A 13,722-nucleotide genomic window follows, 5' to 3' on the forward strand; every position below is an offset into this window, starting at 1 on the left:
GCTCTTCGCAGTGACGGGAGGAAGAATGGTGGGCGAACGCAAGCTGACGCCAACCCATGAGGCGCCTTATCGGGGCCTGAAGGTGCTTGATTTCGGGCAGGGCATCGCCTCGCCCTATTGCGCGATGCTGCTCGGGGTCTATGGCGCCGAGGTGATCAAGGTCGAGCCGCCCGAAGGCGACTGGTCGCGCTATCTCGGAACGACTTACGGCAACCACACCACGCTGTCGGCGGTCTACAACCGTGGCAAGCGCAGCCTGTGCCTCGACATGAAGCACAAGGACGGAATCGCGATCGCCCGGCGGCTGGCAAGAGACGCCGACGTCCTGATCGAGGGATTCCGGCCCGGCGTCGCCGAGCGGCTCGGGCTTGGCTATGAGAGCCTGTCACACGACAATCGCGGCCTGATCTACCTGTCGGTCAGCGGCTTTGGGCAGAGCGGGCCGTATTCCAAGCGGCCCGGCTCGGATTCGGTCGCACAGGCCTTTTCAGGCCTGGTCTCCGTCAATCTTGGCGCCGACGGCGTGCCGCACCGGGTCGGCACCACGATCTCCGACGTCGTGACCGGGGTCTACGCCTTCCAGGCGATCGCGACGACGCTGTTCGCGCGGGCGACGGTGGGCACCGGGCGCTGGATCGACGTCAATCTCTGCCAGTCGACGGCAGCTTTGTTGGGTCACAAGGTGGCCGAGTTCATCCTGGAGGGCGGCGCGCCGCGCGCGCTCAACGTGCCGGCCGGCACCTATCAGACGCAGGACGGCTGGATGATGGTGACATTGGTAAACGAGCCGCAATACAAGCGCCTGTGTGCAGCGATCGGCCGCGACGATCTCGCCAGCGACCCGCGGTTTGCCGATTTTGCCGCGCGCGCTGACTGCGCCGATGCGCTGATCCCGCAGATGCGCGAGGTCTTCCTGACCCAGCCGACGGAAGCCTGGCTGACGCGGTTGCACGCTGCCGATATCATTGCCGAGCGCATTCACGATCCCGGCGAATGGTTGCGTAATGCGCATGTCGAGGCAACGAATGCCGCGGTATGCCAGGATACACCCGGTGTCGGGCCGGTCTTTAGCCCGCGCACACCCGGCATTGCTGGCCTGTCCGAGGACCGGCTTTGTCCTTCGCCGGACGTTGGACAGGACAGCTATCAGGTGTTGATCGAGGCTGGTTACGATCGCGCGGCGATCGATGAACTGGTGCAATCCGGCGCTGTGCGCCAGGCCAAGAAGTAGCGGAGGACGAACACCATGAGCGAGAACCTGGTTCGTTACACAGTCTCGGGGCAAATCGCGGAGATCATGCTGGATCGCGCCCCGGTCAATGCGCTGAGCATACCCCTGATCGATGCATTGCTGGCCGTGCTGGCCAGGGCGCGGGATGACGAGGCCGTGCGCGCGGTCATCGTCGGGAGCGCCCACAAGGTGTTTTGTGCCGGCCTCGATCTCGATATCATCAGAGGCAAGCCCGCGATCGAGACCAAGCAATTCCTCGAGCGGCTCTATTTCGCGCTGAACGATACCCAGTACCGCATGGGCAAGCCGACGATTGCGGCGATCGACGGCGCGGTGCGGGCCGGCGGCATGACCATCGCAATATCCTGCGACATGATCATCGCCGGCGACGCCTCGACCTTCGGATATCCCGAGATCGATGTCGGCCTGATTCCAGCGATCCACTTCGTGCAGCTGCCGCGGCTGGTCGGAAAGCACCAGGCCTTCGGGCCGTTGTTCCTTGGCGAACCTTTCGATGCCGCAACCGCCTATCGCATGGGATTGCTCAGCGAAGTCGTCCCGAAGGGGACGGCACTCGACCGCGCCCGCGAGGTGGCGCGCAAGCTTGCCGCGAAATCGCCGATCGTGATGAAGATCGGCCGCGACGCCTTGATGCGCGCGGTCGACGCCGATTTCCGTCGGTCGGTCGAGAACACGGCCGAAAGCTTCGTCGTGGTCGCATCGACCGAGGATTGCCAGGAAGGACTCAACGCGTTCGTCGAGAAACGGACGCCCAACTACAAGGGACGCTGATGGCCGGATTATATTTTGAAGAGTTCGAGGTCGGGCAGGAATTCCATCACGAATTCAGCCGGACCGTGACTGAAATGGATAACACCATGTTCAGCCTGCTGACCATGAACCCGCAGCCGCTGCACATCGACGCGCATTTCTCGGAGAAGACCGAATATGGCCAACGGCTGTTCAACAGCCTCTACACGCTCGGCATCATGATCGGCATGAGCGTGTACGACACGACGCTCGGGACCACCGTCGGCAATCTCGGCATGACCGACGTCAAGTTCCCAAAGCCGGTGTTTCACGGCGATACCCTGAAGGCGCATACCAAGATCGTCGGCAAGCGCCCCAGCAAGTCGCGGCCGACCCAGGGGCTGGTCGAGTTTGAGCACACCATGACCAATCAGCGGGGCGAGGTGGTCGCAAGCTGCCGCCGGACCGGCCTGATGCATTGCAAACCGAAGGCGTGAGGCGATGCGATCATTCTTGTTCGTTCCCGGCGACAGCACGCGGAAATACGAGAGCGCGAAGAAGACCGCCGCGGATGCGCTGATCCTCGACCTCGAGGACTCCATTGCGCCGGACCAGAAGGTCGTTGCGCGGGGTATCACCCGGCAGATGCTGGATGCGCGCAATCCGGGCCAGAAGCTCTACATCCGCGTCAACGCGTTCGACACCGACTTGACGCTCGGCGATCTTGCGGCGGTGATGCCAGGCAAGCCCGACGGCATCGTGCTGCCGAAATGCGCCGGGGCCGCCGACGTCAACAAGCTCGCGCTCTACCTCGATGCCTTTGAGGCCGCCTCGGGTATCGAGCAGGGGAGTACGCGGATCGTGACGGTGGCCACCGAGACGGCAAGAGCTGTTCTCAAGATCCTCGATTTCGAGAACATGAGCCCGCGGCTGTGGGGCATGATGTGGGGGGCCGAGGATCTTGCAGCCTCTCTTGGCGCCTCGCGTAACCGCACCGACGGTCGCTATCACTCCCCCTTCATCCTGGCCCGCGACCTCTGCCTGATCGGCGCGGCGGCCGCCGGCGTGGTGGCGATCGACACGATCGCAACCGACATCAACGATCTCGACGCGCTGAAGGCCGAGGCGATCGCAGCGCGCCAGGACGGCTTCCTCGCCAAGGCCGTGATCCACCCCAAGCACGTCGATATCGTCAACGCGGCCTTCATGCCGACGGACGAGGAGGTCGAATGGGCACAGCGGGTGGTGGCCGTGTTCGCCGATAATCCGTCTGGTGTCGCCAAGATGGACGGCAAGATGCTGGACAAGCCACATCTGCGGGCCGCCGAAAAGATCCTGGCCTCGCGCGGACGGTAGTCGTCAATCGGGCTTGATCAGCGCGCCCTCGTCGACGAGGGCCGCAATCTCCGCATCGGCAACGCCCGCCTCGCGCAAGATCTCCTCACCGTGCTCACCAAGGCGCGGCGGGTGGGTCCGAATCGACGGCGGCGTTCTGCTCCAGGTCGCCGCGGGGCCCGCGACGCGCAGAGTGCCCTCGGTGGGGTGCTCCAGCGACCGGATCAACCCGACGGCCGCGAGATGCGGATCGTCGATCAGGCTGTCGAGGTCGTGCAGCGGCGCATGCGGAATGTCGGTGTCCTCGAAGAAGTCCATCCATTCAGCCGTGGTGCGGGTCTTCATCATCTGCGAGAACCAGTCGTAAACGAAGTCGTAGTTCCGGGTTCGCGCCGAAATGCTGTTCAGCCGCGGGTCGCGATCGGCTTCGTTCGTAAGGCCGATCTTGGCGAAGAAGGCGTTCCACTGCTTGTCGGAGTAAACGAGCGCGCAGACATAGCCGTCGCTGGTCTGGTAAGGACGGCGGTCCGGTGACAGCAGCCGCGAGTATCCCGGTGGTCCGATCGGCGGCTCGAAGCTTCGGCCCGCCATGTGATCGCCCAGCACGAACTGCGCCATGGTCTCGAACATCGGGATTTCGATCGCCTGACCTTCGCCGGTCCGCTCCCGGTGAAACAGCGCGGCCAGGACGGCGTGGACGGCGTTGAGGCCGACAATCCGGTCGGCCATGGTGGCCGGCGAGTAGCGCGGCTCGCCCGTGATCCTGCCGGTGAGCGCGGGCAGGGCCGTTAGTCCCTGGATCAGGTCGTCATAGGCGGGCCGTCCGGCATAGGGACCGGTTTCGCCGAAGCCATGCAGGCTGGCGTAGATGAGCCCCGGATTGACCGCGAGCAGGTCGTCCGCTCCGAGCTTCAGCCGCGCCATGGCGGCTGGGCGGACATTATGGACGAAAACATCGGCGTTAGAGGCCAGGCGGAGCAGCGTCGTGCGGCCGCCGGCCTTCTTCAGATCCAGCACGATCGAGCGCTTGTTGCGATTGCCCTGCAAGTACATCGCGCCCATCCGCGAATGGCGCATCGGGGCAGCGTGGCGCATGACGTCGCCGTCGGGACTCTCGACCTTGATCACGTCGGCGCCGTAGTCGCCGAGGATCATGGTCGCATAGGGTCCCATCATCACGCTGGTGAGGTCGATGATCCTGACGCCGGCGAGTGGGCCGGCCGGCGCAGATGGCGTGTCCTCGGTCGGCGCGCCGCTCAATGGCTTGCGACCAGCGCTTCGGTGAAGGCCTTGAACACGTCCGTGCCCGGCTTGCCGCGCTTGTCGATGTCCTTCACCCAATCCTGCGCAACGGCCTTGAAGGCCGTGTCGAACACCTTCTTGTCGTCGGCGCTGAAGCTGATGACCTTCATTCCCTGCGACTCGATCTTCTCGGTCGCTGCCTTTTCGCCATCCTCGAAGCGCTTGCAGCCTTCGCGCGTGGTCTGCTCGCCGGCCTCGATCAGCGCCTTGCGCACGTTCTCGGGCAGCGACTTGAATTTCGCTTCACCCATCGAATAGGTGAAGATCGCGGTGCCGAAATTGAGCCCCTCGGTGCCGGATTTGAGGATCTTGCCGAAGTCGTAGGACACCGAGCTCTGGTAGGAGAAGATCAGCCCATCGAGCGTGCCGCGCGTCAGCGATTCATAGATCTCGGGGGCCGCCATGCGCACCGGCACGCCGCCGATCGAGCGCATCATCAGATCCATGGCGCCGCCGGTGGTACGGATCTTCAGGCCTTCCAGATCTTTTGCCGTTTTCACGTCGCGGCTGGTCGCAAGCTGCACCTGATAAGCCGGCAGCGCGATCGTCACCAGCGGGCGGAGCTGGTTGGGCGCGAATTCCTTGGCTTCGAGGATGCCGCCATTGTGCGAGATCTTGTAGAAGGCAAGTGATCCCCGACATTCAGTGTCGAAGATGCCGGGAAGCTCGGCGACGGCGGTCAGCGGAAATTTGTCCGACGAGTAGGACGGCACGATGTAGGAGACGTCGGCCACACCGAGGGCGGTGAGCTGGGCCATGTCCTTGGCCTTCCCGAGCTGCTCTGACGGGAAGTGCTGGAACGTGACCTGACCGTTGGTCAGCTTGGTGACGAGCTCCGAGAACGGCTTGCCGACAAGTTCGTGGATGACGTGACCGGACGGCAGGCTGTCGGCGAGGCGCAGCGTGATCTTCTCCTGGGCCAGTGCAGAGGATCCGGAAGCCGCCAGCAGCGCCGCGCCGATGCCGACATGTCTGATCAATCGAGAATGGAATGTCATGCGAGTCTCCCAGGCCATCTCAGCCGATGGCTTCTTCAGTGTTGCATGTGGTTCGGCAGCCAGAGGATGATGTCCGGAAATGCCACGAAGATTGCGATTGCGATCAGGTGCGCGATGAAATGCGGAAAGGTGCCGTGGAAGACTTCACCCACGGGCCGCTGCGCGTAGCGTGCGACGATAAAGCAGTTCAATCCGATCGGCGGCGTGATCATGCCGACTTCGGCGGTGACAATCTTGATGACACCGAACCAGATCGGATCAAAGCCGAGCGACTTGATCAGCGGCAGCACGATCGGGACCGTCAGCACCAGAATCGCGATCTGGTCCATAAAGGAGCCGAGCACGATATAGCCGCACAGAATCAGCGTGATGATGATCCAGCGCGAGACGTCGAGCGCGCCGACCCAGGCAACGATGTTCTGGGTGACCTGCGTCAACGTGAAGAAATAGCCGAAGATGTGGGCGCACATGATGATCAGGACGATCATGCACGTTCCCTGTGCGGCATGTCGCAACGTCACATAGAGCGACGTCAGGTTGATCTTGCGCTTCCAGCAGGCGAGACAGAATGCCCCGAACGCGCCGAAGGCCGAAGCTTCGGTCGGCGTTGCGACGCCAAGATAAATCGTGCCGGTTACGATCGAGAACAGGATCACCATCGGTGAGACCTGCCAGAGCAAGCCGAAGCGCTCGGACCATGTCACCGCCTTGATCGTGGGGGCGCGCGAGGGATCGAGCAGCACCAGGATGTAGATCGTCGACATGATGATGACAGTGACGAGGATCGCCGGGATGATGCCGCTGATCAGGAGCTTTCCGATATTCACCTCAGCCAGCAGGCCGAAGATGACGAGCGCCACGGAGGTGGGCAGCAGCATCGCGAGCGTTCCCGAGATCGCGACGACGCCGGCGGCCATCTTTGGTTCATAGCCTTGCCGGATCATGGCCGGCAGGCTGGTCGAGGACAATGTCGCGGCCGATGCGGTGCTGGTGCCGCAGATCGAGCCGAAGCCGGCGCCGGCAAGCGCGGTCGCCATGCCGAGCCCGCCCGGAATCCGGCCGACCCAGGCGGCGGCCGTCTTGAACAGGTCGTCGGCGACACCAGACAGCAGCACCAGGTCGGCCATCAGCAGGAACATCGGAATCGTGATCAGCTCGTACGAGGTGACCGCCGACAGCGGGGTGGTCTGCAGCACGCCGAGCAGGATCGGCAGACCGCCGGTCAGATAAAGGCCCAGTCCGCCGGAGAACGCCATCGCGAACGCGACCGGCGTCCCGATCGCCAGCAGGAAGAACAGGAGCGCCAGAACAAGGGTGGGAATCATTCAAAACCTCCGGCGGCCTTCTCCGAGTGACCCGAGATGGCCGGCAACGGCAACAGGTTCTCGCCAGTCAAAAGGCTTGCAGTGTTGGCAATCAGGTGGACGGCGAGCCGCAGGGCAAGAATTCCCGCTCCGATCGGCACGAAGGCTGCGGATGCCCAGGTCGGCCATGGGATCGCGCCGGCCATCACGTCGCCGGATACGTAATTGTCGAGTGCGCGCTGATAGCCGAGCCATGTGATCGGGGCGAAGATCGCAAGCCCGACGACGTTGGAAATGATGATGCAGAGGCGCTGGATGATCGCCGAGAAGCGCGGCAGCAGGATATCGACGCTGATATGGCCGTTCACCGCATAGGTTCCTGAAAGCGACAGGAAGAAGACACCGGCCATCACGTAGAGCGAAATCAGGTCGTAGGCCCATGAGAAGGGCCGGTTGAAAACGTAGCGCATCACGACGTCGGAGAAGACGATGATCATGATTGCGAACATGAACGCTGCGGCCACCGCCGAAGTCACCTTTTCGATGGCGGTCAAAGCCTTCAGGCTTGCCTTGATCACATTTGGCTCCGTTCGATGCGGGATGTTACTTGGGAGGTTACTTGGCGGGCGCGGCTGCGATGGCCGCGTTGAATTCCCTTAGCGCGTCGCTGCCCCGCTTGCCACGGGCATCGAGCCCTTCGGCCCAGGCTTTTCCGACACCCTTCATCAGGTCCTTGAATTTTGCGACCGCATCGGGCTGCAGGGTTTCAAAGTGGACGCCGGCCGCTTCCATCGACTTCTTGGTCTCATTGTCCGCCTTCTGCACTTCCTGGCAGGCGGATGGCAGGATGTCCTCGGCGGCGTCGACCATCGCTTTCTGGATTTCGGGTGAGAGCTTCTTCCACGCACTGTCGCTGATCGAATAGGCGACCACGAAACTTGCGAAGCCGACGCCGTCGGTCGAGTGCTTGACGAGCTTGTCCGCGCCGTAGGCGACGACGCTTTCGAGCGGGAATAGCAGGCCGTCCATCGTGCCGCGCGATAGCGATTCATAGGCGTCCGGTGCGGCCATCCGCACCGGCACCGCGCCGATGGCGCGCAAGGTGAGGTCCTGCGCGCCGCCGGTCGACCGCAGTTTCAAGCCGTTGACGTCGGCGACGTCCTTCACCGGCTGCTTCACGGTCAGGATGCGGTATTGCGGCAGGCTTACCGACAGCAGCAGGCGGATGTTGTTTGCGGTATAATCCTGCTGTGCGATGACGCCGTTTCGCGCGAGCTTCCAATAGGCCAGCGTGCCCTGGCAGGAGTGGTCAAAGGCGCCGGGCAGCATCGCGACTTCGGAGATCGGCATCTTGTCGGACACGTAGGCGGGCGCGACATAGCCGATATCGGCGACGCCGGTCTGCGTCAGCTTCAGCATGTCGGCGGCCTTGCCGAGCTGTTGGGCCGGATAGTGCTCGAACGTCACCGCATTGTTGGTGCGCTTCTGGACCTGTTCCATCCAGGGTTCGAGCACGAGCTTGACCAGATAATGACCCTTCGGAAAGGAGTCGGCCACGCGCAGCTTGATCGGCTCGGCGGCCGCCAGATGTGTCGATGCGATGAGGAGGCCGTAACCGACCAGTGCCCGCCGAACCCCACCCATATTTCCTCTCCCGGAAATTCGTTGTTGTTTTAAGTAGCTGCGCATAAACGAATTTGCGCGTCAAGCAAGCCACGGCTGAGCATGGCCGATGCGACAGCCGGAAAGCGCTGGGCCCCATGCAGCGTAGGCTCGCCGTCGCGAATTGACATCGCGCAGGGATCGGCGGCAAATGCCGCAAACCAACATCGCCGAGAGGAAACCATCATGGCCGACGCGCTGATCATCGATGCATGCAGGACGCCGCGAGGCATTGGCAAGGCCGGCAAGGGCGCATTGTCCGGTATCCACCCGCAGCAACTCGGCGCCACAGTGCTGCGGGCACTGGCCGAAAGAACCGGCATCAATACCGCAGATGTCGACGACATCGTCTGGGGCACCAGCTCGCAACGCGGTCCGCAGAGCGGCGATCTCGGCCGCATGTCCGCGCTCGATGCCGGCTATGACGTGCGCGCCAGCGGCGTCACGCTCGACCGCTTCTGCGGCTCCGGCATTACCAGCGTCAACATGGCAGCGAATTCGATCATGTCGGGCTCCGAGGATCTGGTGATCGCCGGCGGTACCGAAATGATGTCGATGGAGGGCCGTCGCGGCGAGGGGCCGTTCCTGATGGACGCCGGCAATCTTCGCCTGCGTGCCCGCCACCCGCAATCGCACCAGGGCGTCTGCGCCGACGCCGTCGCGACGCTGGAGGGCATCACCCGGCAGGACGTCGATGCGTTCGGCCTCGAAAGCCAGAAGCGCGCGGCGGCCGCCATCAAGGGCGGCCATTTCGACAAGAGCCTGGTCCCGGTCTATCGCGAGGACGGCACGCTGGCGCTTGATCGCGAGGAATATCCGCGGCCGCAGACGACGTTGGAGGGCCTCGCCGCGCTGAAGCCGGCGTTCCCCGCCATCGCTGACTATGCCCTGGACGACAAGGGCACGACCTATCGCAAGCTGATCCTGGAGAAGTATCCGGATCTCGATATCAACTTTGTCCACCACGCGGGAAATTCCTCGGGCGTAGTCGACGGCTCGGCCGCGATCCTGCTGGCGTCCCCGGACTATGCCAGGAAGCACGGGCTGAAGCCGCGCGCGCGCGTCGTCGCCATGGCCAATATGGGTGATTCACCGACGCTGATGCTGAATGCGCCGGTGCCGGCGGCGCGGAAGGTGCTGGCCAAGGCCGGGCTCACGCTCGACGATATCGACCTGTTCGAGATCAATGAGGCTTTTGCCGTCGTCGCCGAAAAGTTCATCCGCGACCTCAAGCTCGATCGCGAGAAGGTCAACGTCAACGGCGGTTCGATCGCGCTCGGTCACCCGATCGGTGCGACCGGTTCGATCCTGATCGGAACGGTGCTCGACGAGCTGGAGCGTCGCGACCTCAAGCGTGGCCTGGTGACGATGTGCGCCGCGGGCGGCATGGCGCCGGCCATCATCATCGAACGGGTCTGAGGGCGCTCAGGCCGCAGGAAATCGCAGCTCGAAGGCGACGCTCCGCTCGGATGGCAGGAGGCGGATCGAGCCGCCATGGCTCACCATGACGGCTTGCGCGATCGCAAGCCCCATGCCGGTGCCGCCGGTGTCGCGGCGGGTGGTGAAGAAGGCATCGAAGATCTTCTCGCGATTGGCTTCGGAGATCGGGTCGCCGTCGTTGCTCACTGTCATCCTGACAGTCGACTGGTCGGCCACTGCTTCGATCCGCACCGACTTCGGGTCCCGCTCGTAGCGAGTCTTCGACGGTCAGGATCGCGCTCCGACCGCCGACTTGTAGTCCTGATGCTTTGACCACGAGACATAATAGGCGACGCAGGTCATGGCGGCGATGCCGGCAATGCTGACGAGGACCTGCACCGTCAGCGAATTCGGGCCGGTGATCAGGACGAAATGCGCAGCAAAGGACAGGAATACGCCCGAGCAAAAGACCGCCAGCCATTCCTCGCCGCACTTGATGATCGGTTGCAGCGCGTAGGAGTGAAGGCCTCGCCAGTTGCGCGGCACCAGCAGGGTAAACAGGAACGTCAAAGCCAGGAAATGCAGGATGCGGTAAGGCGCCATGTTTTCCCGATCATTCGGCAGGAGCGCGTCGATGAGCGAGGCCGGCATCTGTTCGGCCAGAGCCGGAATGCTCCGACTGGAAGTGACGACCAGGGCGAACAGCAGATACAATAGCGCTGCCGCGCGCAGCGCCGGAATGGCCTGCAGCGAGCGGATTGCGCGTGTGTATCGCTTGCTCATCAGCGCGAACCAGCCGCCCATGACGAACAGCAATTGCCAGCAGAATGGATTGAAGTACCAGCGGCCGTCCGGATACGACGACAGGTTCCAGTCGAACACGCGCGCGGCTACATAAAATGCCACCGATGCGACGAGTGTCATGTTGGGCCAGCGGATCAGCCCGAACAGGATGGCGGGCAGGAAGGCCATCAAGGCAATGAAGAGCTGCAGGACGTCGAGATTGAGTGGCTTGGCCTGGAGGAACAGACCGTAGATCAGGGTGCGGATCGGATGATCGATGAATCCGGTGATGTTGAACTCGCCGATGATCGCAGGCGCCGCGGTCTGGGCCGCAACGTAGCCGATCAGGTCGACATAAACGACGAACAGCACGATGTAGGCCGCATAAAGCTGCCACACACGCTTGAAGATGCGGGTGGCCGCAACCAAGAAGCCGCGCTCCACCGTCATCCTGGCATGGATCATCGCTGCGGCGTAGCCGCCGACGAACACGAACAAGTCAGTTGCGCCGCTAAAGCCGAAATTCCGCAACGTCAGCGCGCTGACCGCGTTGTGGGGAATGTGGTCCAGAAAAAGAAACCAGTTCGCGATGCCAAGCAGCAGAGCGATCCGGAGATCGCCATCGCTTGCCGCGATCTCGGTCTTCATTGTCGAATTCATTGAAAGCAGAAGTTCATCAACCCGGGAAACGAATCGCCAATCCGGCGCGACCCGTCCGCTCAGCCGGAATAGACTTCGCGTGAAGTATATCTAGTGCGCGTCCAATCTAGGCCAAGTGGTCGAGCTCTCCGGAAGATCACGTTTTCGAAATTGTCGCGTGATCGAGTCCGGGATCAGACGGGTTCGTGCTTGCGCAGGTCGCGGGCGTGATCAAAGAAGATCGCCTGGGTATCGGCGTCGGTCGTGGTGCCGATGTCGGGCAGGGCGGCCTCGGCAAGAATGTCGGTGGTAACATCTTCCACCGAGGACGCCGCGATTTCCTCCCCCGAGGCGACCCGGGCGACGACGTTGCGCCGTGTCTTCTCGGGATCCACGATCGCCTCGCGACCGCGACAGCCGTAATCGATCATCACGCCAAAGTACTGCATGCTGGAAATTCAGTACCCTCGCGGAACTGCTGCAGTATTCCCGGTAGTCGGACGCATGTCAAGAAAAATTCTGGTTTTCAGAATTGAATTCATCCAGAGATGGGGCGCTCCGGTCCGCCCCGCGCGAATCACTCGGCCCGATTCGCCGGGAGGCCACGCTACTTTTCGGAAGACCGTCGGGTCGTCTTGCGGCCCTTCGATGCCGTCTTGCCGCGCAGCCGTTCGATCTGGCCGCGGGGCAGGGTGACGCAGATTTCGCCAATCCATTCCAGCTTCACGCCGTTGATTGGCTTGGCGTTGAAGCTCTTGAGATTGACTAGGCCTGGCGAATTGCCGCGCTCGACGGTCTTCAGGTAGCGCTCGCCGCTCTTCAGGCGCACCGCGGCCTCCTCTCCGTAGAAGCTCGACAGCGGATAGCGCTGTTCACGATAGACCACGATAACATCGCCATTCTCATATTTCGGCAGCATGGAATCGCCGGAAACCTCGAAAGCGATGGTTTCCTCCGACATGGGAAACGGTAGCTCGACTTCGCCGAGGCCTTCGGGCGGCACCTGCTCAAGCTCCGGTTCGATCGAGGCGCCGGCGCCGACCCGGCCCATGATCGGCACCGAGTTGAGCTCCAGATATTCGATGATTGGAGCGATCTCGGATGCTTTGATCAGCCTTATGCCCGACAGGATCTCGGAGACCGCGCCGGGCCGAACGCCCATCGCGCGCGCCAGTCCGCCCTTGCTCTTGCCCGTCTTCTGCAGTCCTCGTTCGATCAGTTGCACGTCCAGCATGGCCTATCCTTTCTGAGTTCCGGAAGTCATAGCAGTTCCGATTATCGGAAATCAAGCTTGACTTTTGTTTCGGAATGCCAGAAGTTAGCCGACTGGCGTCGGGTGGAACGGCAGGAATGGGAATTTGGAATGGATGTAACAAACTGGCTGCCCGAGCGCTCGGCAGCGCCGCGGGACTTGCGTGCCCGCGTTGCCGGGCCCGTCCAATGATGGATTGGAGCGAGAGTTCAAGTTTTTCAATTGGTTAGAGGGCCTCGTGTGCATGACGTGTGCACCGGGAAATCAAGAAAAATCCAGTGACGGCCAAACTGAGCAGCCATCCGAAGTGGGGACGAGAGAGGGTGAGGTCGTGAGGTCAGGTGATACGCGGGGCAAAACCGTCCACGGGCACGGCTGAGCGACGCAGATCGATTTGCCTGTGGCTGTCGACCTTCTCGCAATCAACGAGGCGCTTGGCTTAAAGTTACAACTCGGACTGCCGACAAACAGAAGCGAGCTATACAACGTGCACGGCTTTCTCTGCCGGCTCTCATTGAATATCGACCTCGTGGAGGTAGATCAGGTTGCGATAGGCGCGCCGGGCCCATGTCTCTAGGGCTCGATAGACGTCCACGCGACCCGTTTTTGTTCCGAGGGTACTATGGCATTGGCCTGGCTCGGTTTCTGCTTGGCGACGATGTCGGAGCAGTTGAGATGCTGCGTAAGGCAATTGGCTTGAGCCCTAGCTATTCTCTGGCTCACCTATGTCTCGCCGCAGCCTACGGCATGCAGGGTCGCGACGATGAGGCGAGCGCTGCGCTCGGCAACTATCTGCGGACCGGCCCGTCCGCTCAGACGATTTCCGAACTACGATTGCTCCGCCCATCCAACGATCTATCTTACCTAGCCCAGTGCGAAAGACTTGTACGATGGGCTGCGTAAGGCGGGGATGGCGGAGAGGTAGCCCGACGTAAAATCGCGTATCGAATCCGAGTCCCACAGCTTGGAGGCCGAGGAGTCCGCTCATGGCGTGCGCCGTGATAAGGCGGCGCTTTCCAGTGGGTGCAAGTCCCACCCGGCAAACGC

General features: G+C 62.5%; 13 protein-coding genes and 1 pseudogene. 5 read left to right on the forward strand and 9 right to left on the reverse strand.

Annotated features, from left to right (window positions below; all coding sequences use genetic code 11):
- Positions 1-25: 25 nt before the first annotated feature.
- Genes ACFFWD_RS12035 through ACFFWD_RS12050 form a run of 4 tightly spaced genes read left to right on the forward strand, consistent with a single transcriptional unit; the run spans position 26 to position 3,337 of the window.
- Positions 26-1,231: a CaiB/BaiF CoA transferase family protein gene (locus tag ACFFWD_RS12035; protein WP_376965205.1), complete on the forward strand. Its 1,206-nt coding sequence runs from the start codon at positions 26-28 to the stop codon at positions 1,229-1,231.
- Between the two features lie 15 nt (positions 1,232-1,246).
- Positions 1,247-2,023 carry an enoyl-CoA hydratase/isomerase family protein gene (locus ACFFWD_RS12040; protein WP_376965207.1) on the forward strand — a complete coding sequence of 259 codons (777 nt, stop codon included), beginning with the start codon at positions 1,247-1,249 and terminating at the stop codon, positions 2,021-2,023.
- On the forward strand, positions 2,023-2,478 hold the full coding sequence (locus tag ACFFWD_RS12045) for a MaoC family dehydratase (RefSeq protein ID WP_376965209.1): 456 nt from the start codon (positions 2,023-2,025) through the stop codon (positions 2,476-2,478). Before ACFFWD_RS12040 ends, ACFFWD_RS12045 begins: the two co-directional genes overlap by 1 nt.
- Before the next feature lie 4 nt (positions 2,479-2,482).
- Positions 2,483-3,337: an HpcH/HpaI aldolase/citrate lyase family protein gene (locus tag ACFFWD_RS12050; RefSeq protein ID WP_376965211.1), complete on the forward strand. Its 855-nt coding sequence runs from the start codon at positions 2,483-2,485 to the stop codon at positions 3,335-3,337.
- Positions 3,338-3,340: 3 nt separating this feature from the next.
- On the opposite strand, the gene ACFFWD_RS12055 is transcribed toward ACFFWD_RS12050, so the two are convergent.
- From ACFFWD_RS12055 to ACFFWD_RS12075, 5 genes are read right to left on the reverse strand one after another with little or no spacing between them, the layout of a single operon-like run.
- Positions 3,341-4,576 (reverse strand): CaiB/BaiF CoA transferase family protein, encoded by a 1,236-nt coding sequence (locus tag ACFFWD_RS12055; RefSeq protein WP_376965212.1) that lies wholly within the window; start codon positions 4,574-4,576, stop codon positions 3,341-3,343.
- Complete coding sequence (locus tag ACFFWD_RS12060) at positions 4,573-5,616, reverse strand: TRAP transporter substrate-binding protein (protein WP_376965214.1); 1,044 nt, start codon at positions 5,614-5,616, stop codon at positions 4,573-4,575. Before ACFFWD_RS12060 ends, ACFFWD_RS12055 begins: the two co-directional genes overlap by 4 nt.
- Positions 5,617-5,651: 35 nt before the next feature.
- On the reverse strand, positions 5,652-6,941 hold the full coding sequence (locus tag ACFFWD_RS12065) for a TRAP transporter large permease (protein WP_376965216.1): 1,290 nt from the start codon (positions 6,939-6,941) through the stop codon (positions 5,652-5,654).
- Positions 6,938-7,498 carry a TRAP transporter small permease gene (locus tag ACFFWD_RS12070; RefSeq protein ID WP_376965218.1) on the reverse strand — a complete coding sequence of 187 codons (561 nt, stop codon included), beginning with the start codon at positions 7,496-7,498 and terminating at the stop codon, positions 6,938-6,940. The genes ACFFWD_RS12065 and ACFFWD_RS12070 overlap by 4 nt, the downstream gene beginning before the upstream one ends.
- A 37-nt stretch (positions 7,499-7,535) precedes the next feature.
- Positions 7,536-8,564 (reverse strand): TRAP transporter substrate-binding protein, encoded by a 1,029-nt coding sequence (locus tag ACFFWD_RS12075; protein WP_376965220.1) that lies wholly within the window; start codon positions 8,562-8,564, stop codon positions 7,536-7,538.
- A 204-nt stretch (positions 8,565-8,768) separates the two neighbouring features.
- Between ACFFWD_RS12075 and ACFFWD_RS12080 the strand changes: the two genes are divergently transcribed.
- The gene (locus ACFFWD_RS12080; protein WP_376965222.1) at positions 8,769-10,001 is read left to right on the forward strand and encodes an acetyl-CoA C-acetyltransferase; all 1,233 of its coding nucleotides are present in this window, start codon (positions 8,769-8,771) and stop codon (positions 9,999-10,001) included.
- A gap of 6 nt (positions 10,002-10,007) precedes the next feature.
- On the opposite strand, the pseudogene ACFFWD_RS12085 reads toward ACFFWD_RS12080, so the two are convergent.
- The 4 genes and pseudogenes from ACFFWD_RS12085 to ACFFWD_RS12100 form a co-directional block, all read right to left on the reverse strand.
- Positions 10,008-10,256: pseudogene (locus tag ACFFWD_RS12085) on the reverse strand (ATP-binding protein); the annotation flags it as partial.
- 33 nt (positions 10,257-10,289) lie between these two features.
- Positions 10,290-11,444, reverse strand: coding sequence for an OpgC domain-containing protein (locus ACFFWD_RS12090; RefSeq protein WP_376965224.1), 1,155 nt, complete (start codon positions 11,442-11,444; stop codon positions 10,290-10,292).
- Between the two features lie 173 nt (positions 11,445-11,617).
- A complete protein-coding gene (locus ACFFWD_RS12095; protein ID WP_376965226.1) occupies positions 11,618-11,872 on the reverse strand; it encodes a hypothetical protein in 255 nt (84 codons plus the stop codon).
- Positions 11,873-12,030: 158 nt separating this feature from the next.
- Positions 12,031-12,657, reverse strand: a complete 627-nt coding sequence (locus ACFFWD_RS12100) for a S24 family peptidase (protein ID WP_376965228.1) — start codon at positions 12,655-12,657, stop codon at positions 12,031-12,033.
- Between the last annotated feature and the right edge of the window lie 1,065 nt (positions 12,658-13,722).

It is taken from the genome of Bradyrhizobium erythrophlei, from assembly GCF_042430365.1.
GTDB lineage: Bacteria > Pseudomonadota > Alphaproteobacteria > Rhizobiales > Xanthobacteraceae > Bradyrhizobium > Bradyrhizobium erythrophlei.

What these genes read in the sequence shown, in the direction of transcription:
- ACFFWD_RS12090 (WP_376965224.1), bottom strand. Translation starts at nt 11,444, where the DNA reads ATGAATTCGACAATGAAGACCGAGATCGCGGCAAGCGATGGCGATCTC.
- ACFFWD_RS12100 (WP_376965228.1), bottom strand. Translation starts at nt 12,657, where the DNA reads ATGCTGGACGTGCAACTGATCGAACGAGGACTGCAGAAGACGGGCAAG.
- ACFFWD_RS12095 (WP_376965226.1), bottom strand. Translation starts at nt 11,872, where the DNA reads ATGCAGTACTTTGGCGTGATGATCGATTACGGCTGTCGCGGTCGCGAG.
- ACFFWD_RS12050 (WP_376965211.1), top strand. Translation starts at nt 2,483, where the DNA reads ATGCGATCATTCTTGTTCGTTCCCGGCGACAGCACGCGGAAATACGAG.
- ACFFWD_RS12080 (WP_376965222.1), top strand. Translation starts at nt 8,769, where the DNA reads ATGGCCGACGCGCTGATCATCGATGCATGCAGGACGCCGCGAGGCATT.
- ACFFWD_RS12035 (WP_376965205.1), top strand. Translation starts at nt 26, where the DNA reads ATGGTGGGCGAACGCAAGCTGACGCCAACCCATGAGGCGCCTTATCGG.
- ACFFWD_RS12040 (WP_376965207.1), top strand. Translation starts at nt 1,247, where the DNA reads ATGAGCGAGAACCTGGTTCGTTACACAGTCTCGGGGCAAATCGCGGAG.
- ACFFWD_RS12045 (WP_376965209.1), top strand. Translation starts at nt 2,023, where the DNA reads ATGGCCGGATTATATTTTGAAGAGTTCGAGGTCGGGCAGGAATTCCAT.
- ACFFWD_RS12060 (WP_376965214.1), bottom strand. Translation starts at nt 5,616, where the DNA reads ATGACATTCCATTCTCGATTGATCAGACATGTCGGCATCGGCGCGGCG.
- ACFFWD_RS12075 (WP_376965220.1), bottom strand. Translation starts at nt 8,564, where the DNA reads ATGGGTGGGGTTCGGCGGGCACTGGTCGGTTACGGCCTCCTCATCGCA.
- ACFFWD_RS12065 (WP_376965216.1), bottom strand. Translation starts at nt 6,941, where the DNA reads ATGATTCCCACCCTTGTTCTGGCGCTCCTGTTCTTCCTGCTGGCGATC.